The sequence below is a fragment of the Niabella digestorum genome, from assembly GCF_036409055.1.
Classification (GTDB): Bacteria; Bacteroidota; Bacteroidia; order Chitinophagales; family Chitinophagaceae; genus Niabella; species Niabella composti.
The window spans coordinates 175141-197804 of record NZ_JAZGLY010000003.1; the positions used below are offsets into that span (position 1 = coordinate 175141).

The window sequence follows — 22664 nt, forward strand, 5'->3', positions numbered from 1 at the left end:
TTACCTATTTTTGAATGCTATATCACAAAATTCGCTATCTGATATGGGCGGTATGTATGACGAAAGGAGTACCCACGCTACGGGTCTTTTCGTTATCTTTGCAACCCTGTCAAATTGTCTGTTATTTATAATAACAGCACTGTTTTTGAAGGTGGATATTCATTTAAAATATTAATACATTATCATGTTTGGTTTTTTATCAAAGCTTTTTGGTGGGAGCAAGTCAGAAAAAGACGTTAAAAAGCTTCTGCCTGTTGTAGAGAAAATAAATAACTATTTCCAGCAATATCAATCGTTAACCAATGATGAACTTCGAGGTAAAACTCAGGAGTTCAGACAGCGCATTAAAGCACACTTAAGCGAGATAGATAAAAAGCTGGAAGCACTGAATGCCGAGGCCGAAGCACTTTCGCACGATAAGCTTGTTGAAAAAGATAAGATTTACAAACAGGTGGATGAGCTGAAGAAAGAGCGCGATAAGGAAATTGAAAAAATTCTGGACGAATTACTACCCGAGGCTTTTGCGGTAGTAAAAGAAACCGCCAGAAGATTTAAAGAAAATGAGCAGATTGTAGCTACAGCCACCGACCTAGACCGAGAGTTAAGTGTAAAAAGCGATTACATCACTATCGACGGCGATAAAGCCATATATAGCAACACCTGGACCGCAGCCGGTGGGAAAATCACCTGGAACATGGTGCACTATGATGTGCAGCTGATTGGTGGTGCCGTATTGCACAGCGGGAAAATTGCTGAAATGGCAACCGGGGAAGGTAAAACACTAGTATCTACCCTACCGGCGTATCTGAATGCACTCGCCGGCGAAGGAGTGCACATCGTAACAGTGAACGATTATTTGGCCCGTCGTGACCAAGAGTGGAACGGTCCTATTTTTGAATGGCTAGGACTGCGTGTGGATTGTATCGACAAACATCAACCCAATACACCGGCAAGACGCAATGCTTATTTGGCCGACATTACCTACGGAACCAATAACGAATTCGGCTTCGACTATCTACGCGACAACATGGTGCATACAGCCGACGAGATTGTGCAGCGCAAGCACCATTACGCTATGGTGGATGAGGTGGATAGCGTATTAATTGACGATGCTCGTACACCCTTAATCATAAGCGGTCCTGTTGATAAAGGCGATGAACAGCAGTACCATCTACTGAAACCCCGGGTAGAACAACTTTATCGCGAACAGGAACGTATTGTAAGAAATTCGCTGAACGAAGCAAAAAGGTTAATTGAAAAAGGCGAAGACGATCCTAAAACAGGAGGCCTATACTTGTACAGAGCCTTCCGCGGATTACCCAAATACAATCCGCTGATTAAATATCTAAGCGAACCAGGTATTAAAGTAAAACTTCAAAAAGCCGAAAACTATTATCTACAAGATCAGGAACGCAATATGCATATCGTTGATTCGGAACTGCTTTTCCGTATTGACGAAAAAAATAGATCGGTAGACCTAACAGAAAAGGGGTTGGCAACCATTACCAGAGCTGGCGAAGACCCTAATTTCTTCGTATTGCCTGATATTGGCGCAATGCTGGCCGAAATAGAAAAAAGTGATGCCACTGCCGAAGAAAAACTTAAAAGAAAAGAACAAGTATTAAACGAGTATACCCTTAAAGCAGACCGTATACACGCTGTACAGCAATTGTTAAAAGCGTACGCCCTCTTCGAAAAAGATGTTGAGTACGTCATTATGGATGGCGCTATTAAGATCGTGGATGAACAAACCGGTCGTATTATGGAGGGGCGCCGATACAGTGATGGTCTGCACCAAGCACTTGAGGCTAAAGAAAACGTAAAGATCGAAGCGGCTACACAAACATATGCCACCATTACCCTGCAAAACTATTTCCGTATGTATCATAAGCTGGCTGGTATGACCGGTACTGCGGAAACTGAAGCAGCAGAACTGTGGAGCATTTACAAACTGGATGTGGTGACCATCCCAACACATCTTCCAGTCATTCGTGAGGATAAACAGGATTTAGTTTACAAAACCAAACGCGAGAAATATAAAGCCATTATAGACGAAATTGAGCGCTTAAGAAACAGTGGCCGCCCGGTACTGGTAGGTACCACTTCTGTGGAAACCAGTGAGCTGTTAAGCCGTATGCTACAACAGAAAAAAATTCCACACAATGTATTGAACGCAAAACAGCATGCAAGAGAAGCTGTAATTGTGGCGGAAGCAGGTCAGGCTGGAGCTGTAACTATTGCTACCAACATGGCCGGTCGGGGTACCGATATTAAGCTGGGCCCAGGCGTAAAAGAAGCTGGAGGGTTGGCAATCATTGGTACCGAAAGACACGAAAGCCGCCGGGTAGACCGACAGTTACGTGGGCGTGCCGGACGTCAGGGCGACCCCGGTAGTTCCCAATTCTACGTATCACTGGAAGACGACCTGATGCGTATGTTTGGTAGCGACCGTATCGCCAGTATGATGGATAAGCTGGGGTACAAAGAAGGAGACGTGATACAGCATAGTATGATCAGCAACTCCATTCAGCGTGCACAAAAGAAAGTAGAAGAAAACAACTTCGGAATACGTAAGCGTCTGTTGGAGTACGATGATGTAATGAACAAACAAAGAAATGCGATTTATGAAAAAAGAAATCATGCTTTGTTTGGAGAAAGACTTTCACTAGACATTGATAACGCTTTTGCCATCGTAGCCGAAAGTCTGGTTACATCGTTCAAAGAGCAGGAGGATTTCGAAGGCTTTAAATTAGCCTGTATCTTGAACTTTGGTATGGATACAACCATTACCGAAGATGAATTAAAAACCGGTGATATCCGTTCTTTATCAGACAAACTGTATGATGAAGCTATAAAACGCTACAACGAACACACAGAAAGTATTTGTCAAAAAGCCGTTCCTGTATTCCAAAATATACGTGCTACCCAAGGTAGTCATATAGAAAATGTAGTAGTACCGTTCTCAGATGGTAGAAAGGGTATTAATGTACTGGCACCTCTTGACAAAACCATCGAAACCAATGGTAGAGCGCTTATAGCAAGCATGGAAAAAACCATTACGCTTGCTGTAATTGATGAAGCATGGAAAGAGCATCTGCGCGCTATGGACGATCTTAAGCAAAGCGTGCAAACGGCATATCTGGAGCAGAAAGATCCGCTGGTGATTTACAAAATGGAAGCCTTCCAGTTGTTTAACAATATGGTGATGAACCTTAATAAAGACATCATCTCATTCTTAACACAGGCTTCATTACCCGAACAACAACAGGATACTGCTATCAAAGAAGGTCGTCAGGAAAAAACCGATCTCAGCAAATTAAGTGTTAATAAAGATGAGATTGATGCAGCAGGCGATGACTATGCGGCCAATGAGCGCGATTATTTTGACCCCACGACCACACGCGTAAAACAGGAACCTATACGCGTAGGACCTAAAATCGGAAGAAACGATCCTTGTCCCTGTGGTAGTGGTAAAAAATACAAGCATTGTCATGGAAAAGGAGAGTGATCCTAATTTCAAAACGACATATAAAAAGAGGCGGTTTCACACCGCCTCTTTTATTTTTATCCTTTTGTTGTAGCTTTAGAAATATTGTTTACAAACCACCTTCTGAAAACAAAATAGCTTTAGCTTCTACATCTTCGTACTTATCGATTAACTGCAGCAATTGCTTTTTAAGTTGTGCTACCAGTTTTTTGTATTGTGGAAGATTGTACAAATTTTTCATTTCATATTGATCATTCCGCAAATCATAAAGCTCCCAACCTTCCACACGTTTGTAAAAACGAATGAGCTTGTATCTTCCGGTGCTAATACCAAAATGCGGCGATACAGCATGTTCTCCATTCTCGTAATAATGATAATACATGGCCGCTCTTCCTTTTGCCTTGTTTTGAGTTACTAAAGGCAAGAAAGAAGCTCCTTGCATATCGGCAGGAATGGGAACACCGGCTGCTTCCAAAATAGTGGGTGCAATATCCACATTCATCACCAGATCATTATTGATACTACCAGGCTTTATTTTCCCGGGATAGCGCATCACCATAGGTGTACGAAATGACTCTTCATACATGAAACGTTTATCAAACCAACCATGCTCTCCCATATAAAACCCCTGATCGCTCATATAAATCACTATAGTGTTGTCGCTTAGATTATGCTTATCTAAGTAGTCGAGTGCCCGTCCAATATTGCGATCAAGAGATGCCGCGGTGGACAAATAATCTTTCATATAACGCTGATACTTCCACTCGATAAGTTCCTTACCGGACAAATTCTTTTTCTTAAAATCTTCTCTTATAGGCGCGTAGTACCGGCTATAAGCAGCCCGTTGTGCTGCATTCATGCGCATAAAACTACGTTCTTTGTTCTCCTCCTCTTCACTATTAAAAATCTTAAGATCATATCCCAATCTTAAGTCTTTAGCTATGCTCATTTCCTGTACTGCAGCCGCCTTGCGGTTTTCGTACTGATCGTAAAATGTAGGAGGTAACGGGAAAGTAACATCGTCAAACATTCCAAGATCACAAGTGTCGGGCATCCAGGTACGATGTGTAGCCTTGTGACCAATCACCAAACAGAAAGGCTTAGAAGTATCGCGTTGGTTTAACCACTCCTCAGCAATATCCTGAGTAATATTGGTAGCATACCCTTCGATTCTTTTAGTACTACCATCCATCATAATAAAATCAGGATTGAAGTAACTCCCCTGCCCCGGCAATACTTGCCAATAAGAAATTCCTTCAGGATTGGTTTTAAGGTGCCATTTTCCAATCCATGCAGTCTGATATCCGGCTCTGGTTAACTCTTTTAAGAAATTATTCTGTGAACCATCGAAAGTAGAGTTCTCGTTATCCTTAAATCCATTTTTATGACTATACTTACCAGTGATAATTACTGCACGGCTAGGACCACAAATAGAGTTGGTTACATAAGCTCTATTAAATAGTACGCCCTCTTTAGCAATTCTATCAATTGCGGGAGTTTGCATCAGCTTGCTCCCATAGGCACTTATTGTCTGAAAGGCATGATCATCGGAAATAATAATAACGATATTAGGACGCTTTTGTGCCACTGCGGCACATGCAGTTATTGCAAGCAATCCCACTAATAGTTCTTTAAGCTTGAACATTTTTATATTGAGTTTGATTTTCATTACTAACAACCTCCAATAAAGTTAAAACAATCTCAGTTTGCATTTTGCGTTATAGTAATTGATTCAGGAGGAAGATTGAATGTTGGATTAATAGTAACGGTAATGGAGCGCGACATACCTGTATTATTAGGTAAGATAGTCACAGGCAATTTATAATCTCCTGAACCGTAAATCTTATTGATAACGCACCAATCATTTGTAGGTAATGTAACCCACCAACCATTTGCACCCGCATTGATGACGATATTAACTGTCCCGCCATTTGCAGGAAAAGCAGCTATATTATTTTCCAATGTGGCAGAAAATGGCGAAGGCTCGGGCTTTGGAGGCAGCTCGTCTTTTTTACAAGAAATAAATGAAATAAAAAATATAATGAATAATAAAGCAAATCGATTTTTTAGTATATAATTTCTTAACATTTTGAAATCATTTTATGACTAATAAATAATTACCAATTGGGATTTTGAGTCCACTTATAGCCAGTTAACTGTAGCATACGTTGCTGAATAGGTAACAAATAATCTCTATTTAAATTGAATCCATAACCATTCGGCAACACATTTCGCAAAGGATCTAAATAACGTCTACTATCGGAATTAATACCCGTTAACAAAGGCTGATAGGATGTTGGATAATGAGCGCTCATATTACTACCAATGTATAAGGCTCCAATAGGTCGCTGACCTTTAATTAATATATCTGCAGCAGCCCATCGCATAATATCATCTAAACGAAAACCTTCAGCAGCTAGTTCCACCCTCCTTTCTCTTCTTACTGCCTGAAGTACAGGGCTTAGATCACGAAAAGGGTAATTAGGATCGGTATTATACTCCCTTGCCAAATCCACAGGAGGCATTCCCACACGATCACGTAATGGTTTAAGTGCCGCGGTAATAAGAGTAGGATCACCTCCTAATTCAGCCATAGCCTCTGCATAATTTAATAATACTTCGGCATAGCGAAATGCAATAGCTGGGGCCTGACTATTATAATCATCAGCTACAGCTCTAGAATCATTGTACTCCAAAAATTTATATAGAGGGAAGCCTGTCGTGCTTCTGTTAAATCCAGTTTGATCTATTGGAGGAAAATCTGGCACCACAGCATCAGGACGTAAAGATTGCCCCGGAACAGCTACTGTTTGAAACAGGCGTGGATCTCTAATATCTGGTTTAAGTTCATTACCATAAATTTGCTGTGTTTGAAGCCTTTCATTTCCAAGAAAAGGGCGTCCATCTCTTGTCAAATAGTCATCTACCAGAGATTGAGTTATTCCCATATCTGCCCCTGCTGTAGAGAGATATTTACTAGTGCTATGTCCGATATTATCCCTTACACTATAGCGACGGAATAAAAGTACTTCTGGGTTGGTAGATAAGTCTGTAGTAATAAACATTGTTTTATAATCCTCTAAGGGATTGCCTGTGGTATAAACCTGCCATCTTCCACTGCTCATCACCGCATAAGCTGCATCTCTAGCTTGCTCTAAATAATTTTGGATTTTAGCATCAGTAATCCCATTTGTAAAAAATGGATCATTTTTTGCCTTATGGTATTTTTGCCATGTCCCTTCATAAAGGGCAACTCTTGATTTTAACGCTAAGGCAACATCTTTATGCACACGCATTGTTGCACTACTATAAACAGCTGGCAATAATTCCGCCGCTATATCTAGATCTGTTAAAATAGAGTCTACAACCAGTGTTCTAGGATCACGTGGCACTTGCATAAAAGAAGTATCTGCAGAAAGGACTTTATTCACCCAAGTAAGATCACCATAATTCTTTAGCATGTTGAAATACGTAATTGCTATAAAAAATCTGGCCTCACCTACATATTGATTAATTAGGTTTCTATCACCTGTAGCATTATGATAATTTTCTAAAAAATAGTTTATACTTCTTATAGTAGAATATCCACTTAAAGGACTTGCATTACTTAAGGACAAAGTACCATTCATTCTATTATTAACAGAAGAAAAAGTCATATTATCGGTACCGGCATCGTTAAATGCAATACCAGCCCCGCCCACAGTAACTGGGTGAGAGGGAAAACTAGTTTCATAAAACTGATTAAGAAATAAACGCATTTCATTAGTAGTCGCCAGTGGATTGTCAGAACTTAATACATCTTGTGGCTGACGATTCAAGAAATCCTTATTACATGCAGTTAGACTTAGACTACATATAATAATAATGAATATAGAAATTTTAATTTTAGAACTCATTGCGCTGATTTTTGACTGTTTATATTATAAACCGATGTTTATACCTAAGGAATAAACCTGTGTAAGAGGATAAATTTTGCCGGTGGTAGTTCCTCCTACCCCAACCAAAGTTTCAGGATCGAAAATCTTAGTAAGTTTGGTAAACGTAAGCAGGTTTTCACCCGAAACATAGAGATGAACCTTGCTTAATTTAATGCGTTGTATGACCTCTCGAGGTAGATTATAACCTATAGTCGCATTCTTTAATCTCACATAAGCCGCATTTTGCAGATATCTATCACTCACTTGCTGTGTCTTATTAACAAAAGAACCAATAGAGCCTACAGGAGCAGAATAAGGATTGGGATAATAAGCATTTGGATTCTCAGGAGTCCAATAGTCTAAATGTTGTGAAAATACGGTAACCTGTGCCAAAGCTCCCGAACCCCAAAAATACACATCTCCTACACCGGGGGCATAATGACGCTTCCCTATGCCTTGAAACATAATAGAGAGAGACAACCCCTTCCACTCAATATTGCCTGTAAAAGAATAAGCATACCGAGGAGAGGTATTACCAATAATGGTTAAGTCCCCCATATCTCCCAATCGGTTATTACCCCGATCAATCTTACCATCATTATTTAAATCCACATAACGTACATCGCCAGGTTTCCATGCTACAGGGCTGATGTAGGAATGATCCAGTTGATTAAACGCATCTGCTTCCTCCTGAGTTTGAATCAAACCACTTGCTCGATACCCCCAAATTTCACCAACCTTTTTACCTACATACCACGATCCAGCAGGATCAGTGAAAGTGGGATTCTCATACTTGGTGATAACAGTTACGTTATCAGAAATCACACCTGTGATAGAGTAATTAATATCATTACCTATTCTGTTACGATAAGCCAACATTAATTCCCAACCATTAGTACGAAGATTTGCATTATTGCTTGCAGGAACACCCCCCCAAACAAATCGGCAATATCAAAAGTTGGACCAAGCATATCCCTCGTCTCTCGCTGATAAATATCCAAAGAACCGGAAAGCTTGTAAGCAAAAAGATCAAAATCTAACCCAATATTTTTAGTCAACACTTTTTCCCAGGTAGTACTTTGATTAAAGGGAGCCGGTGCATAAATTATAGCCTCTCTTCCGTTCTGAAAAAACCATGAAGGACCTGAACCATTGGTACCAGGAACTGAAATACCCATAGTTTGAATATATGAATATAGACCAGCCCCGGATTGGTTCCCCAACATACCATACGAACCACGTATTTTTAGATTATTTACGAACGTGACATTCTTCATAAAGTTCTCCTTAGCGATGTTGTACCCCACAGACATCGATGGAAAGAATCCCCATCTATTGTTAGGAGAAAAACGAGAAGAACCATCATAACGGCCATTGAGCTCTATCAGATATTTTTCTCTAAAGTTGTAGCTCAATCTTCCAAAATACCCTCTCGTAGCCCATTCATTACGTGATTCTTTAGTAGTAGGTGTAGTAGTAGTTAATGATATCCCCGGACGATTAAAACTAATTAAATCTTGAGCGGAAGAAGTTAAAGAGCGAAATTGATTCAACTCTTGCTGAAATCCGGCCATAATGCCGAAATTATGTTTCCTATCGATGGAATAATTATAAGATGTGTAAATATTCGGAGATATGTAAATATTATTATTTTCCTCTCTAGAATAACTACCTCCAATAGGAATAGCAAATTCTGATCGGTTTACCAACTTAGGAGTACCGTCAATTCCATACACTACACCAGGGATTAACAAAGTCTCAATCTGACCATCTTTCTTTAGAATATTAAAATCAGCTATTATTTTCCAGTTTTTTAGAGGTTCTATTTCCACACCTGGCAATAAGGCTAGGGTAAAATTTTTATTAGTATACTTAGATCCCGATTGAAAATAAGGTACACTAGAAATCTCGTTATAATTTCCATTAAGATCATAAGGCGAAATATTGGGTCTCATTCTCGCCAAATTATGCATAAACAAAGACTCAAAAGTTCCATTGATACTAAAGGGAGCAGTATATTTATCATTAGTGACTTTGGTATTTAGTTTAAACTTTAACCAATCTGTAAGTTGTGTAATAATGGTACTATTAAAGTTTAACCTATTATAATCCATGTCAGCAAAACGCAGAAGACCTGCTTCATCATAATATCCCCCGGAGACAAAATATTGGGTAATTTTATTACCACCACTTAAGCTCAAATTATGCGCTTGGCGATGTGACCAAGGTTTGTAATGGAACTTAAACCAGTTAGTATTTGCTACCCCATTAGCTGTATTTTCCCAATTAGACAAATAATTATCATTTGCTTCTGGGAAAATATTTATGCCTTTAGGATTTTCAACATATCTTTTCAACAATTCCAGCTTTTCATCTGAATATTGCTTACTGCCTTGTGCATTAAATGTTGCTGCATTAAAATATTTTGCAAACTCATACAAGTTCACCATATCAGGCAGTTTTACGGGCCGTGTAAAACCGTAATTGCCCGAATAGTTGAGCATAATCCGATCAGCTTTTCCTTTTTTGGTGGTTATTAATATAACACCATAAGGAGCACGAGCTCCATATACAGCAGAAGCTGCTGCATCCTTTAATACAGAAATAGATTCAATATCATTCGGATTAATCTCCGAAAGGTCCATTGGCATGCCATCGACTAAAACAAACGGGCCATCTCCGCCTGCCAGATTTCCCGCCCCACGAATATTCAGGTTAAAGCTCTGTCCAGGTTTCGTACTAGTCCCTACGGAGATATTCAAACCCGGAACCAAACCTTGCAAACTCTGCGTAGCATTTAATACAGGACGTGTTTCAATATCCGCACCCTTGATTACAGATACAGCGCCTGTAAGATTTACTTTTTTCTGGGTACCATAACCAACTACAACCACTTCCCCTAGCTCTGATTGCAGCAGCCTCATCCTTATTAATAATAAACTGTTTTCATTATTTGACACTAGATAGTTATTCAAAGAATCCCTTTGATATCCTACATGTTCAAAATACAAATTGTAGCGCTGGCCAGGATGTAAGTTAGGAATGGAAAAAATGCCAGAAGAATCTGTCAACAACATTCGTTGCTGACCAGAAGTTATATTTTCCACTATAACTGTTACAGAAGAAAGACTTTCCCCTGACTCTGAAAGAATTTTTCCGTTTACGGTTTCTGTGCTGAGACGCCAAGAAAAGCAAAACAGGAAAGGAACAAAAGCAATAAATGTTTGAGAGGTCTTAGCATATTTACTTATTTTATTGGTTGCACGATTGCATTTGGATTGCCTGAAAACATAAAAACATGTATTTTTATTAATTACGCTTTAAGTATATGGTATCTTTATCTCTTTCATATACTAGCTTGTTTAAATCGCAGATAGCTCTTATTAAGGTTTCCAAAGAGTCATTGTAAAATATTTGCCCGGTAATAGAAGCATCATAAATGGAAGTATCTAAGGCAACGATCTTCACGTGATACCGCTTCTCAAGATTGATCAACACATTTTTAAGCTTGGCCCCCATTAATAACATCTTATCATTTGTCCAAACAATCGTATTCTGATCCTCTATGAATGTTTGTCGATTTACATTAGTTTTTTTTATACGCGCGCTCCTTATTTAATCTATCTTCTGCTATATGTACCGTCCCAAACGGTTTGTTTATATAACAACTTTGACCGGGCGTCAAAAATACTGTATCCATCCTGAACGAACTGTCTACCGAATGAATATATACTTTACCCTCTGTAAGCTTAACAGTTAAAACATCATTACTTATTTTTTGAACTCAAAACTGTGTTCCAATGGCCGTTGTACTAATACCATTTGCTATAACAGAAAACGGACTATCGGAATTTTTCCTTACACGAAACAATACATTGCCACTTGTAACATATACAGTTCTGTGTAAGATATAATCGGACTGAAAACTTATTGCAGCATCTTTATCCAATATCGCTACTGAGCTATCCGGTAAGAAATAATGGAGCATCCCCGTATTGGGATTGTTCACTACTATTGCAGTGGTGCCACCCTCTACTGGCCTCTCATTAATAACTTTCCTCCAAATAATCGCTCCGATTATCAATCCTCCTACAATACAGGCAGCAGCTAACCATCTAATTGTAGAAATAAAAAGTCTTTTTCTGGCAAACACCCTATTTAGCCCCTTAATCTTCTCTTCACAGGGTCGCTCCACTATCTCATAAGGATCCACATCTTCCATCAATCTGATTGCATCTAGTGCCTCTGGATGTGTACTGAGATAAGCGTGAACCTCATCGGCATCGGGTGGCATACTTCGATTTGCAAGAAAATCCTCAATCTTGTGTTGGTCAGGAGAATTACCCATCAATTATATTGTACGTTTAAAAAATAAAAATCCCCTACCGGTACGATTTTTTTTAAGCACTATGAGATAGTACGGTCAAAATGGCTATCCAACACAAATTTTTACGAAGTTGTTTCAAGGCTTTCTGAATATGAGCATCGACGGTTTTTACAGAAATACCCAAACTTTCAGCTATTTCTTTCTGTGAAAAGCCTTCTATATAAGCTAGGGTAAATACTTTTTTGCGAACGGGAGGCAACTTCTGAATAGCTAATTTTAGGGTATCGGAGAGCTCAATTTTAGAAGTAGGATTTTCCGGTATTACATATTCCTTTAACTGCGCTATTAATTTACGCTGATGTGCTTCTTTTCTCAACCAATCAATAAAAACTTGCTTAGCTTTTCGATTCAGCTGCAAAATTGCAGAAAGTTCAAAGGAATAGGAATGACGGTATTGCCAGAGTTTGATAAAAGTAAGCTGTGTAAGTTCTTGAGCAATAATATCAGACCCGGTTCTTTTCAAAAAAGCAGTATATAGTCTGTCGTAGTTTTCAAAATAAATTGTCTCAAAATATGCCTGATCGAATTCGCTCATTAGGAAAAAAAGTTTTCTAACAGTTCATTATGCCATGTACAACATAATACACAAAATTTTCCAAAAGCGATTTTCAACAAAAAACTACCTTTTCTACGAACACAATGAAAAAGCTTGTGTGATAAAATTAAAAGCATCTAAAGATTGGAGGTAAAAGAAGTTGAAAAATAAAAAAAGCCTCTCCTCGAGAGGCTTTTAGTGCCCCAGGCGGGACTTGAACCCGCACAGCCATTGCTGGCCACAGGATTTTAAGTCCTGCGTGTCTACCAATTCCACCACCAGGGCTGACGTGTAGAACCGTCAAAAAAAATCCTCTCGTTAAGGAGAGGATCTCTGAAGAGCGGAAGACCGGGCTCGAACCGGCCACCCCAACCTTGGCAAGGTTGTGCTCTACCAAATGAGCTACTTCCGCAAAAAGAACTTTTTTATTGATGCCCCCTGCTTGTCGAAGGGGATGCAAAAATAAGAGTTTATTAATTTCTTCCAAAAAAAATTCCGAAAAAATTATTTGTATTTCGGTGTATACAAAGAGCTTTCTTGAACGTGTACTTGAGGCTTTTCAAACTTTTTAGTGTACAGTCTGTAACAACCTCCCCAGGTCATTAAAAAGAAACATGCAATACTCAAATAAAAGATGTATGCAGAAGATCTTACCCAGCTTTGAGCAAAATCATTCTTCTCATATCTTTTTAAACTTTCTTGGTATTCCTGCTCTTTTAATTCTTCAATATCTAACTGTTTCATGTATTACGGTTATTGTTTTGCAAAAATAGTGTAAACGTCGCTAATAACCATCACTATCGGCACAGCATTTTTTACAATCGGCCGGCAAGATAGTAAAATTCGTCATTTCACTCCTCTACCAATTCCGAAAACTTTTTCTTTCCTTTTACAAAATGGAGCCACACAATATTTTTTCTGAGATAACCATACAAATCGCCTTTTCTATATTTGGGGAAAACACTCTTTTTACGATCGGCCACTATCCATTTTATAAAAGATAGATGTGCACTGCATACGGCTATAAAGTACCCTCCGTCGCCCCTCAATAGATTTTTCAGGGCCGATACAAAGTCCAGCACAGAACGTACCGCCAGAACATACCATTTCCGCAAGCCATGCATATTTTTATACAACATGATATTATTGTTGCGGAAATTCAGATACGTTTTCAAAGAATTGCCTTTGGGCAATGTGCCTCCTCCTACATGATACACAACCGATGCCGGACAACTGGATATTTTATACCCCAAAAGTTGAATGCGCCAGCACAAATCGATTTCCTCTTGATGAGCAAAAAAATAATTATCAAATCCGCCCGCCTCATGAAATACTTTGGCACGGATAAATAAAGCCGCCCCACTGGCCCAAAATATATACCTAGGCTGATCATATTGCCCATAATCTTCTTCCGAAACATCAAAGATCCTTCCCATAGCAAAAGGATAGCCGTAATGATCCAACCAACCACCGGCTGCACCCGCATATTCAAAATACTGGGGATGCGTAAATGCCCGCAGCTTGGGTTGGCATGCCGCTAGAGAAGTATCCTTTTCCAGCAGCGCTACCATGGGTTCAATCCAGCCCGGCTCCACTTTAACATCGGAGTTTAGCAAAATGTAATAATCCGCCTCAACCTGCTGCAAAGCCAGGTTATAGCCCTTTGCAAATCCATAATTCTCGCTCAGCTGAATTATTTCAATCTGCGGATAATACGTTTTTAGGAATGATACCGAATCATCAGTAGAATGGTTATCAGCCACAATAATCCGGTAGTTACTATATGTAGATACTACCAGATGGGGCAAAAAATCCTGCAGGTATTTTTTACCATTCCAGTTAAGGATAACTATTGCTACTGAGGGATGCATTACTGGCAAAAATAATAATGTAAACGAGGCAATACGAATCTTTTATCAAAAGTGGATGATATTTAACAATACGTGTTGAACCCGCTAGAAGATGGCGAGAGCGGCATTCTTTTTGTAATAAATACCTGAAAATTTAGCTATTTAAAGCAGTGGCTTTGGATTTGAACAAATAATATAGATGAATACAAGCAATCATGCCGTTGCTGATAATAATAGGCCATTTGTTTCCCAGCAAGATGCCATATATAACAAAAAATACACATGCAACACAGTTGAGGGAACGAATCGTCTTTACGTTATTAGGTACGAATGAAATTACCAAAAGTAAAGTAGCTATATAACCAATAAGCTCTATGGTATCCATGGTGATATTTTTAACATGAGTGTAAATTTGTATAAAACTTTAAATTCTACAGCTATAGAAAGGTAGGGATTTATTTTTACAAACCTTACTTTCAAAAACTATAAAACATGATGAAATTAGTTATTCTTTTTAGTGCATTACTGATGACGACACAACTTTATGCCCAGTCTACAGGCAGCATTAATATATACAAGGATCCACGCATCGATGTGCTACTTAAAAAGCAAGCAGAGGCCAACAATCTTTCTACACGTAACTCTGCCAAACGCAGAACGGCAAAGGGATATAGACTGCTCATCATCAGCAGCAATAATCGCAATGAAGCTATTGCCGCGCGTACAAAATTACTGACGCATTTTCCAGAATTAAAAGCCTATATGTGGTATCAGGCTCCTTACTACAAAGTGAAGGCTGGCAATTTTATTTCCCGCAACGATGCTCAGGCCTATCAGAAAAAACTGGCTTCTATATTTCCGGGCAATATTTTTATTATGAACGATACGGTAGAAGTAAAGCCTGAAGAAACCGAATCATCAGAATAGTTATACTTACCCGTCTTCTTTTATCCTGCTTACAAAAGCAACTGAGACCAGTGTACACTTTATCCTTCGTCGGATAATAATGACATGAAAATTTTCTGTACGTTTGTCAGATGATTGATAAAATAAAACTTCTTGCAAAACAATACGCTCCTGAATTTATTGACATCAGGCGTCATTTGCATGCACATCCTGAATTAAGCTATCAGGAATTTGAAACAGCTGCTTTTGTACAACAAAAATTAAGCGAATACAATATTCCTTTCGAAATAAAGGCACAAACCGGTGTCATAGGCCTCATCAAAGGTAAAAATCCGGATAAAAGAGTGATTGCACTTCGTGCCGATATGGATGCGCTGCCCATTACAGAGGCTAATGATGTCCCTTACAAATCGAAACACGAAGGCATCATGCACGCCTGTGGGCACGATGTACATACCACCTGTTTGTTGGGTGCCGCCAAAATCTTACAGGAATTAAAAGATGAATGGGAAGGCACGGTAAAACTCATCTTTCAGCCCGGGGAAGAGAAAAATCCGGGAGGTGCCAGCCTTTTAATCAACGAAGGCGTGTTAGAAAACCCCGCTCCTACTGCGATTTTCGGGCTACACGTACATCCCGGACTTCAAACAGGCAAAGTAAGCTTCAGAGCCGGGAAGGTCATGGCCAGTGCCGATGAGCTGTATTTTACCATAAAAGGTAAAGGAGGCCACGCAGCTTCACCACATCTGACGGTAGATCCTATTTTAATTGCTTCTCATCTGGTAATCGCACTACAGCAGATTATCAGTCGCAGAAAGAATCCTTTTACGCCTTCCGTTTTATCCATCACCGCCTTTAATGGAGGTACTACCACTAATGTTATTCCTTCCGAAGTAAAGCTGATGGGTACTTTCAGAGCTATGGATGAAAACTGGCGCTTTGAAGCGCACGATCTTATCAGAAAGACATCCGAAGATCTAGTAAAATCGATGGGCGGAGAACTGGATCTTCATATCGATGTTGGCTATCCTACCGTATACAATCACGAAGCGCTTACAGAGGCGGCTAGACAAAAAGCTGTAGCATTTATGGGCATCGATAAAGTAGAAGAAACTGAGATTCGCATGGGAGCTGAAGACTTCGGATACTATACACAAAAAATTCCCGGTTGTTTTTATCGCCTGGGAGTGATGCAAGATCCCAACAATATTCGCAACGTACATACTCCCGTATTTGATATAGACGAATCGGCTATTGAAATCGGCATGGGAATGATGGCCTGGTTGGGAGCTTCCGTGGAACAATGGTAATCAACCTTTGGATCCATTTTTGCATCTGTATTATAAAAGAAGATATGAAAGCGTTTTTTCTAGCCCTAGTTTGCTGTGGTGGGATGCATGCGATGGCGCAAACCACACCGGACACGCTGAAAAGTGCCAGAGATTATATAATTGAAAATGAGAACACACGCATTACCCGACCACCTATCACTAAGCCGGACCTCAAGAAAGTAGCGCCTTACGATAGTGCTGCTGCACCCGCCCCCGTAAAAAAAGAAAAGGCGAATAAATGTTGTTTGTTCTGTAATAAGAAGAAGAAAAAGTAAAATTTATTCTTCCCGCGTCAGCAACATATTATCCGTCATACGCTCCTTACGCAAGCGTTGTGAGTGCGGCGATGGAATAATGGACCGAGAAGGAACAATGAGATGAGAACTCCGCGGCACCTCTAGCCCATCAACTAACTTGATAGCCGCCGACAGACACTCCTCGCTTACATCGCCCCAAGGCCGATCTACAGCATCGTAAACAAGATACTCAGGAACAAATCCTTCATAAGGCACCGCTTCATCCTGGCCATTTTTAGTCATAAATGATACTGTCCAAAAAGTTACCTTCTTAAACAAATGAATCGGGAAAAAACCCACCGGCTTACCCCTTGTAACATCATCTCCAATCAACACCAGTTTATCGCCCAATTGCGGTTTAAGATTATTGATAAACAATTCACTAGAAGAGGCGGTTTCATTGCTTGTGATGATATATATATTGTCCGTATTCAGCGAGGTCAGGGTATTGAATTTAATATTATTACTTGCATAATCCAGTGCAAATACCCGACTGGCGGGATATCGGGTTTTAAGAGCAGTATAATTCCCCGTCTGTAAATTACTATTGAAATGATAACGATACATGAGTTTGTTGTGCGCACTCAGAGGGGCCACATGATTGGTCAAATAATCCTGTGTTTCGGTATATCCTCCCCGATTATATCGCAAATCAATAACCACAGCGTCTAAATGCTGTGCTCGAAATGCATTAAATAAGGAATCAAGTTGGGCTTTACTGTCTGACAGACGATCAAAAAAATTGTACACCAGATAGCCTACTTTCTTACTTTTCGGAGTAGTAAATATACTAGCATACAACAATGAATTGGGCACAAAAGAAGTAATGCTTATGTTCACCTGTAGCGTATCTCCGTTGGGTTTCAAAAACTGTGCATTAACGGATTTTAAAGTCTCATAATATAGCATGTTATTGAGGATAGCCACTGCAGCTGCTGTATTCCCCATTGGAGTACCATCCACGCTAAGGAGCTTCATCCCTCTTTGAACGCCTTTTTTGCCTGCATCAGAATCGGGATACACATACGAGACATACCAACCTTCAAAGTTGGCGGCGATGGGCGCATCGGGGGTTCTGGTTTTCCAGGCCGGCTTTACATCAAACCCATAACTAGATTCAACCATTGCTGCTTTACTGCTGGCTCCATCTCCGCTATAGTTTTCGGCATAGCTATACCCTTTTGCCTTATCCCACTCGTTATAATTTCTAACTGCTCCGATCACGGCTTTGGCCGTATTTAAAGCTTCTGGCTTCAAATACTGTAAAGGGTTAAACATATCATAGGTTACGGAACCGATTTTATCCTGCCAATAGTAAATTTCCTTGGAGAATAGAAATACGGAATCCGCAATCAACTCATTTTCGTTTTTACTGGGCTGAGGAGTAGGATCTTCCGTATCGGGAGGAACAATTTCCGACTTTTTACAAGCAACCGCCGCCAAAAGCACACTAACAATAAGAATCCATCTTTTCATTTTCTATTTTTATGTGGAGGTACGGCATTCTACGAAGTTACAAATAGATTTAATTTTATCATACCTTGAAAACATTACTTAAAAGCCCCTATTTTAGCACCAGCATTTGTATTACATGATCAAGAAACAACAGATACGTTTACTAACCAATGGCAAAAAAAAGCCCCACATTCTGGTAATTGGCGACATCATGGCCGATCGCTATGTATGGGGAACAGCCAGCCGTATTTCGCCAGAGGCCCCGGTTCCCGTAGTAAATGTAAAAAACGAAACCATTACCTTGGGAGGTGCAGCCAATGTTGCCCAGAACCTTTACCGACTCAATGCTAAAGTGTCGATTTGTGGTGTTACTGGCAACGACGCTATATCAGCCATCGTGCATGAACAGCTGAAGAGAGAAAATGTAGACGTGCAGGCAATAGTAATGGATAATTCCCGCTCTACTACGCTTAAAACGCGTATTATGGCAGGCACCCATCAATTACTACGGATAGATAGAGAACATGTACACGACATAGCTCCGGAAGTAGAAGCCAAACTATTTAAAAAACTGGATGCTAAAATCAGAAAGGCCGATATAGTAATGCTCTCTGACTATAATAAAGGACTGCTAACATATAGCTTCACACAGAAGGTCATCGCCTTGTGCAACGAAGCCGGCAAAAAAGTGATGGTGGACCCCAAAGGACTGCATTACGAAAAATATACCGGCGCCTGGTTGATTAAGCCCAATAAAAGAGAACTGGCAGAAGCTACCGTAACCGAAAAGATACAAAGCGACCAGGAATTATTGAGCGCAGCACAAAAGCTGTTGAAAAAAACGAGAACACAATACTTGGTCGTAACCAAATCGGAAGAAGGTATTGCTCTTGTATCTAAAAAGAACTTTTGGAACTTTCCGGTAAAAGCCAAAGAAGTATTTGATGTAACCGGTGCCGGGGATACCGTATTTGCCTCACTGGGATATTTTATCGCTTTGGGAATAGATATTACACAGGCTTGCGAGCTAGCTAATTATGCTGCCGCGATTGCAGTAAGTAAAGTGGGCAGTGTGGCCGTTACCATAGAAGAAATTTTATCCTTACTGGACCATCATGAATAAAAACATACAGGATATTATCAACAGTAAGATTGTATCGTTGGAACAAGCACTGGCTTTGCGTCGGGAGTGGAAAGCACAGCAGAGAAAAGTGGTATTCACTAATGGGGTTTTTGACATACTACATGCCGGACATGTACAATCCCTAAGCAATGCCCGTACCGAGGGAGAGTGTCTTATTGTTGGGCTTAATAGTGATGCATCAGTAAAAAGACTAAAGGGTGAACAACGCCCGATTATCAGTCAGCAAGACAGAGCCACATTGTTGGCTGCTCTTTTCTTTGTGGATGCGGTGGTACTTTTTGAGGAAGACACTCCTATTAAGCTTATCACCACTTTACAACCTGATGTACTAGTAAAATCTGCCGATTATCAAATTGAAAATATTGTAGGAGCCAAAGAAGTAATAGCCAATGGTGGTGAAGTTAAAATCATACCTTTTGTGGAAGGTTTGTCTACCACCACTATCATTGATAAGATTATAAAAAGTACTTCATCTCAACAATAACAACGTATCCTTGTCAATTCCTAAAAAAATATTAGTCATTCGCTTTAGTTCTTTGGGGGATGTCATCTACACCACCCCGGTAGTACGTTGTATCAAACAACAACTACCACACTGCGAGGTACATTTTATTACCAAGCCTGCCTTCAAATATATCTATGAAGGCAATCCTTATGTAGACAAACTACTCTTACTGAAAGAAAAACTGGGCGATACCATCAAAGAAATCAAAAGCGAGGGATATGATTGTATTATTGACCTGCACAGTAACCTGCGTACTCGTATCATTAAGCTGGCCACAGGAATTAAATCCTATACCTATAACAAACAAACAATACAAAAATGGCTCAGCCTAAAGCTTCGCAAGCAATTGGTGCCTCCGGTGCATCTGGTAGACCGTTATCTTAAAGCAGCTGCCCCCTTAGGTGTAGTCAACGATAATAGACCCATTGATTATTTTATCAAAAATCAGCACCACTTATCCGACTTACTTCCCCCAAGCCATCAGCAAGGATATGTAGCTTTTATCATTGGTGCCGCTCATTTCACTAAGCGGATGCCGAATGAAAAAATCGTATCACTGTGTAAAAAGCTCCCCTATCCAGTTGTACTGCTTGGCGGTAATGATGTAAAAGATAACGGAACGTTTGTAGCTGAATCATGTGGCCCCGGTGTATATAACGCATGTGGCAAAACCAACCTGGATGAATCTGTTTTTCTAGTATCGAAGGCCAATGTAATCATTGGTTTTGATACCGGACTCACTCATATTGCAGAGGCTTTTAATAAACCGATCGCATCCATCTGGGGAAGCACTGTTCCCGAATTGCTGGGTGTACAGCCTTACAAAATCGACCATTCATTGGTCGCCGGCGTAAAACTATCCTGTCGTCCCTGCTCTAAATATGGACTGGCGCAATGCCCGAAGGGACACTTCAATTGTATGCACCTCATTCAGGAAGACGCAATCGTATCGTTTTGTAAAAAGTATTTTAATCCTTACACTTCCTCGTAATTTAGATCCTTGTGGAATGTTTCTCTGGAAGTAATCACCGCCAGCGTACAGATTGCAAATACTATAATCGAAGTATAAATACCTCCTTTCACATATCCCACTCCGGGCAGATTTCTTAAAAACTGAAATAAAAGTAGCATTAGCGGTACGGTTCCTCTCACCATATTGGGGATGGTAGTTGCAGCAGTGGCTCTCAGATTGGTTCCAAATTGCTCGGCACCTACCGTTACGAAAACAGCCCAGAATCCTGCGGCAAATCCTAGGGCACCACAAATAGCATACATTACCGAAGCGCTACCGTTCCACAAAACGGTAAAATAAAGCACGAGGCAAATGGAAGTAAGGGCATAAAATACATACAAAGCCTTTTTTCGGCTTTTCAGCCACTGGCTTACTAGCCCGATGGTAACATCACCCAGAGCTAAACCTGCATAAGCAAACATGATGGCCTTGCCCGGGTCAATTTCCTCGGCAATACCAAACTCCTTACCAAATTCTCTGCTGAAAGTAATTAGCACGCCGATTACAAGCCAGGTAGGCACGCCAATCAGTATGCTTTGAATATAACGTACCAGACGATTGCCGTTATTGATGAGCATAATAAAATTTCCGCGCTGTACTGATTTTTCTTTCATATTCTTAAACATGGATGACTCCAGTACCGATACGCGCAGTAATAATAAAATCAACCCTAACCCTCCGCCTATAAAGTAACAGGTACGCCAGTGAAAGTTTTCTTTTATAAAAAAGGCAGCTATTGCTCCGGTGATACCAAATCCGGCAACAATCGAAGCGCCAATACCTCGTTTTTCCTTAGGCAGCGATTCTACTACTAGCGTTACTCCTGCGCCTAACTCACCCGCCAGCCCAATACCGGCAATAAATCTAATCCACTTATATTGATCTACTGTTTGTACAAAACCATTAGCAATATTAGCCAACGAGTACAAGAGTATCGACCCAAAGAGTACACTCGACCTACCTCTTTTATCTCCCAATACACCCCAGATAATACCACCTAACATCAGACCAAACATTTGCCAGGACAAAATACTTTCCCCATCCACAGTTATCTGTTCGGGTGTAAGACCTAATTCCTTAAGGCTCGGAACTCGTATGATACCAAATAACAAAAGATCATAAATATCTACAAAATACCCTAGTGCAGCAACAATTACAGTAATACTAAAAATAGAGGACGTTTTAGTTTGGTTTTGCATGTGTCTATTTGTATTTTTCAAATGGCGTTTTCAAAAAACACTTCTAGTATTCAAAGTCAAAAGCAATCATGATTTGTTGAGAAAGTATTCTACCGCAAGTCTGTAACCATCTAAGCCAAGTCCGCAAATCGTTCCTACAGCTTTAGCACTTACGTGAGATAGCTTCCTGAATTCTTCCCGAGCATGTACATTGCTGATATGCACTTCTATAACCGGCACTTTTATGGCGGCAATACAATCTCCTATAGCTACCGAGGTATGGGTATAAGCGGCGGGGTTCAGAATAATACCATCCACTTCTCTTGCATATTGCTGTAAAGCATTTACCAGCTCCCCTTCTACATTACTCTGATAATATTGAAAAGAAACATCAGGATAGCGTTGCTTTAATTTCTCTAAAAATGATTCAAAACTATCCGAGCCGTAAATACCCGGCTCCCTTTCTCCCAACAGATTAAGATTGGGTCCATTAATAATGGCTATTTTCATTGTATAGCTAATTAAATAATTTGGGGGCTAATATATAGTAATTGCCCGAAGAATAATGTCACTATTTCGCAAACCTTGAAAGAAAAGCTCTAACCTTTCCACACCAATCCCAGATCCAACGATTAGCATCTCGTTTCTTTTCTCCACAATC

At 40.0% G+C, this 22664-nt stretch carries 21 protein-coding genes and 2 tRNA genes; 7 read left to right on the forward strand and 16 right to left on the reverse strand.

All coding sequences use genetic code 11. The features are described 5' to 3' along the window. Positions 1 to 184 precede the first annotated feature (184 nt). Positions 185 to 3508, forward strand: a complete 3324-nt coding sequence (secA, locus tag V2H41_RS06200) for a preprotein translocase subunit SecA (protein ID WP_330974270.1) — start codon at positions 185 to 187, stop codon at positions 3506 to 3508. A gap of 88 nt (positions 3509 to 3596) precedes the next feature. On the opposite strand, the gene V2H41_RS06205 is transcribed toward secA, so the two are convergent. The 13 genes from V2H41_RS06205 to V2H41_RS06260 all read right to left on the reverse strand — a co-directional run bounded on the left by V2H41_RS06205 (position 3597) and on the right by V2H41_RS06260 (position 14561). Further along, on the reverse strand, positions 3597 to 5132 hold the full coding sequence (locus V2H41_RS06205; RefSeq protein ID WP_330974271.1) for a sulfatase family protein: 1536 nt from the start codon (positions 5130 to 5132) through the stop codon (positions 3597 to 3599). 56 nt (positions 5133 to 5188) lie between these two features. Continuing rightward, entirely contained in the window at positions 5189 to 5575 is a 387-nt protein-coding gene (locus tag V2H41_RS06210; RefSeq protein ID WP_330974272.1) for a BACON domain-containing protein, read from the reverse strand. Positions 5576 to 5604: 29 nt separating this feature from the next. After that, positions 5605 to 7383, reverse strand: a complete 1779-nt coding sequence (locus V2H41_RS06215; RefSeq protein ID WP_330974273.1) for a RagB/SusD family nutrient uptake outer membrane protein — start codon at positions 7381 to 7383, stop codon at positions 5605 to 5607. 24 nt (positions 7384 to 7407) lie between these two features. Beyond that, positions 7408 to 8283 (reverse strand): SusC/RagA family TonB-linked outer membrane protein, encoded by an 876-nt coding sequence (locus V2H41_RS06220; protein ID WP_330974274.1) that lies wholly within the window; start codon positions 8281 to 8283, stop codon positions 7408 to 7410. Then, on the reverse strand, positions 8283 to 10718 hold the full coding sequence (locus V2H41_RS06225) for a SusC/RagA family TonB-linked outer membrane protein (protein ID WP_330974526.1): 2436 nt from the start codon (positions 10716 to 10718) through the stop codon (positions 8283 to 8285). Before V2H41_RS06225 ends, V2H41_RS06220 begins: the two co-directional genes overlap by 1 nt. Further along, entirely contained in the window at positions 10714 to 10932 is a 219-nt protein-coding gene (locus tag V2H41_RS13950; protein WP_419784736.1) for a DUF4974 domain-containing protein, read from the reverse strand. The genes V2H41_RS06225 and V2H41_RS13950 overlap by 5 nt, the downstream gene beginning before the upstream one ends. A gap of 256 nt (positions 10933 to 11188) precedes the next feature. Next, positions 11189 to 11752, reverse strand: coding sequence for a FecR domain-containing protein (locus V2H41_RS06230; protein WP_330974275.1), 564 nt, complete (start codon positions 11750 to 11752; stop codon positions 11189 to 11191). Positions 11753 to 11804: 52 nt separating this feature from the next. Further along, entirely contained in the window at positions 11805 to 12326 is a 522-nt protein-coding gene (locus tag V2H41_RS06235; protein WP_330974276.1) for an RNA polymerase sigma factor, read from the reverse strand. Positions 12327 to 12525: 199 nt separating this feature from the next. Beyond that, a tRNA-Leu gene (locus V2H41_RS06240) sits at positions 12526 to 12611 on the reverse strand. A gap of 54 nt (positions 12612 to 12665) precedes the next feature. Continuing rightward, positions 12666 to 12738: transfer RNA gene (locus tag V2H41_RS06245), tRNA-Gly, on the reverse strand. Positions 12739 to 12830: 92 nt separating this feature from the next. Then, positions 12831 to 13070, reverse strand: coding sequence for a hypothetical protein (locus tag V2H41_RS06250; protein WP_330974277.1), 240 nt, complete (start codon positions 13068 to 13070; stop codon positions 12831 to 12833). Positions 13071 to 13177: 107 nt separating this feature from the next. After that, on the reverse strand, positions 13178 to 14197 hold the full coding sequence (locus tag V2H41_RS06255) for a glycosyltransferase family 2 protein (RefSeq protein ID WP_330974278.1): 1020 nt from the start codon (positions 14195 to 14197) through the stop codon (positions 13178 to 13180). 133 nt (positions 14198 to 14330) lie between these two features. Beyond that, complete coding sequence (locus V2H41_RS06260; RefSeq protein WP_330974279.1) at positions 14331 to 14561, reverse strand: uroporphyrinogen decarboxylase; 231 nt, start codon at positions 14559 to 14561, stop codon at positions 14331 to 14333. 107 nt (positions 14562 to 14668) lie between these two features. Here V2H41_RS06260 and V2H41_RS06265 point away from each other — a divergent pair, with 107 nt between their 5' ends. The 3 genes from V2H41_RS06265 to V2H41_RS06275 all read left to right on the forward strand — a co-directional run bounded on the left by V2H41_RS06265 (position 14669) and on the right by V2H41_RS06275 (position 16688). Beyond that, positions 14669 to 15103 carry an SPOR domain-containing protein gene (locus tag V2H41_RS06265; RefSeq protein WP_330974280.1) on the forward strand — a complete coding sequence of 145 codons (435 nt, stop codon included), beginning with the start codon at positions 14669 to 14671 and terminating at the stop codon, positions 15101 to 15103. Between the two features lie 110 nt (positions 15104 to 15213). Next, complete coding sequence (locus V2H41_RS06270) at positions 15214 to 16392, forward strand: M20 metallopeptidase family protein (protein ID WP_330974281.1); 1179 nt, start codon at positions 15214 to 15216, stop codon at positions 16390 to 16392. Positions 16393 to 16436: 44 nt separating this feature from the next. Beyond that, positions 16437 to 16688 (forward strand): hypothetical protein, encoded by a 252-nt coding sequence (locus tag V2H41_RS06275; RefSeq protein ID WP_330974282.1) that lies wholly within the window; start codon positions 16437 to 16439, stop codon positions 16686 to 16688. Between the two features lie 3 nt (positions 16689 to 16691). Here V2H41_RS06275 and V2H41_RS06280 read toward each other — a convergent pair whose 3' ends face one another. Then, positions 16692 to 18185: a S41 family peptidase gene (locus V2H41_RS06280; protein WP_330974283.1), complete on the reverse strand. Its 1494-nt coding sequence runs from the start codon at positions 18183 to 18185 to the stop codon at positions 16692 to 16694. 115 nt (positions 18186 to 18300) lie between these two features. On the opposite strand from V2H41_RS06280, the gene rfaE1 reads away from it, so the two are divergent. Genes rfaE1 through V2H41_RS06295 form a run of 3 tightly spaced genes read left to right on the forward strand, consistent with a single transcriptional unit; the run spans position 18301 to position 20804 of the window. After that, the gene (gene rfaE1 / locus V2H41_RS06285; RefSeq protein WP_330974284.1) at positions 18301 to 19287 is read left to right on the forward strand and encodes a D-glycero-beta-D-manno-heptose-7-phosphate kinase; all 987 of its coding nucleotides are present in this window, start codon (positions 18301 to 18303) and stop codon (positions 19285 to 19287) included. After that, positions 19280 to 19792: a D-glycero-beta-D-manno-heptose 1-phosphate adenylyltransferase gene (rfaE2, locus tag V2H41_RS06290; RefSeq protein ID WP_330974285.1), complete on the forward strand. Its 513-nt coding sequence runs from the start codon at positions 19280 to 19282 to the stop codon at positions 19790 to 19792. Before rfaE1 ends, rfaE2 begins: the two co-directional genes overlap by 8 nt. 10 nt (positions 19793 to 19802) lie before the next feature. Next, the gene (locus V2H41_RS06295; RefSeq protein ID WP_330974286.1) at positions 19803 to 20804 is read left to right on the forward strand and encodes a glycosyltransferase family 9 protein; all 1002 of its coding nucleotides are present in this window, start codon (positions 19803 to 19805) and stop codon (positions 20802 to 20804) included. Here the strand turns inward: V2H41_RS06295 and V2H41_RS06300 are convergent. Continuing rightward, the gene (locus V2H41_RS06300; RefSeq protein WP_330974287.1) at positions 20789 to 22024 is read right to left on the reverse strand and encodes an MFS transporter; all 1236 of its coding nucleotides are present in this window, start codon (positions 22022 to 22024) and stop codon (positions 20789 to 20791) included. The genes V2H41_RS06295 and V2H41_RS06300 overlap by 16 nt on opposite strands. Positions 22025 to 22090: 66 nt before the next feature. Further along, positions 22091 to 22513, reverse strand: coding sequence for a type II 3-dehydroquinate dehydratase (aroQ, locus tag V2H41_RS06305; RefSeq protein WP_330974288.1), 423 nt, complete (start codon positions 22511 to 22513; stop codon positions 22091 to 22093). Positions 22514 to 22664 lie beyond the last annotated feature (151 nt).

What these genes read in the sequence shown, in the direction of transcription:
- V2H41_RS06300 (WP_330974287.1), bottom strand. Translation starts at nt 22,024, where the DNA reads ATGCAAAACCAAACTAAAACGTCCTCTATTTTTAGTATTACTGTAATT.
- rfaE1 (WP_330974284.1), top strand. Translation starts at nt 18,301, where the DNA reads ATGATCAAGAAACAACAGATACGTTTACTAACCAATGGCAAAAAAAAG.
- rfaE2 (WP_330974285.1), top strand. Translation starts at nt 19,280, where the DNA reads ATGAATAAAAACATACAGGATATTATCAACAGTAAGATTGTATCGTTG.
- V2H41_RS13950 (WP_419784736.1), bottom strand. Translation starts at nt 10,932, where the DNA reads ATGTTATTAATGGGGGCCAAGCTTAAAAATGTGTTGATCAATCTTGAG.
- V2H41_RS06265 (WP_330974280.1), top strand. Translation starts at nt 14,669, where the DNA reads ATGATGAAATTAGTTATTCTTTTTAGTGCATTACTGATGACGACACAA.
- V2H41_RS06230 (WP_330974275.1), bottom strand. Translation starts at nt 11,752, where the DNA reads ATGGGTAATTCTCCTGACCAACACAAGATTGAGGATTTTCTTGCAAAT.
- secA (WP_330974270.1), top strand. Translation starts at nt 185, where the DNA reads ATGTTTGGTTTTTTATCAAAGCTTTTTGGTGGGAGCAAGTCAGAAAAA.
- V2H41_RS06280 (WP_330974283.1), bottom strand. Translation starts at nt 18,185, where the DNA reads ATGAAAAGATGGATTCTTATTGTTAGTGTGCTTTTGGCGGCGGTTGCT.
- V2H41_RS06250 (WP_330974277.1), bottom strand. Translation starts at nt 13,070, where the DNA reads ATGAAACAGTTAGATATTGAAGAATTAAAAGAGCAGGAATACCAAGAA.
- V2H41_RS06255 (WP_330974278.1), bottom strand. Translation starts at nt 14,197, where the DNA reads ATGCATCCCTCAGTAGCAATAGTTATCCTTAACTGGAATGGTAAAAAA.
- V2H41_RS06260 (WP_330974279.1), bottom strand. Translation starts at nt 14,561, where the DNA reads ATGGATACCATAGAGCTTATTGGTTATATAGCTACTTTACTTTTGGTA.
- V2H41_RS06275 (WP_330974282.1), top strand. Translation starts at nt 16,437, where the DNA reads ATGAAAGCGTTTTTTCTAGCCCTAGTTTGCTGTGGTGGGATGCATGCG.
- V2H41_RS06220 (WP_330974274.1), bottom strand. Translation starts at nt 8,283, where the DNA reads ATGTTGGCTTATCGTAACAGAATAGGTAATGATATTAATTACTCTATC.
- V2H41_RS06270 (WP_330974281.1), top strand. Translation starts at nt 15,214, where the DNA reads ATGATTGATAAAATAAAACTTCTTGCAAAACAATACGCTCCTGAATTT.
- V2H41_RS06235 (WP_330974276.1), bottom strand. Translation starts at nt 12,326, where the DNA reads ATGAGCGAATTCGATCAGGCATATTTTGAGACAATTTATTTTGAAAAC.
- aroQ (WP_330974288.1), bottom strand. Translation starts at nt 22,513, where the DNA reads ATGAAAATAGCCATTATTAATGGACCCAATCTTAATCTGTTGGGAGAA.
- V2H41_RS06205 (WP_330974271.1), bottom strand. Translation starts at nt 5,132, where the DNA reads ATGTTCAAGCTTAAAGAACTATTAGTGGGATTGCTTGCAATAACTGCA.
- V2H41_RS06210 (WP_330974272.1), bottom strand. Translation starts at nt 5,575, where the DNA reads ATGTTAAGAAATTATATACTAAAAAATCGATTTGCTTTATTATTCATT.
- V2H41_RS06215 (WP_330974273.1), bottom strand. Translation starts at nt 7,383, where the DNA reads ATGAGTTCTAAAATTAAAATTTCTATATTCATTATTATTATATGTAGT.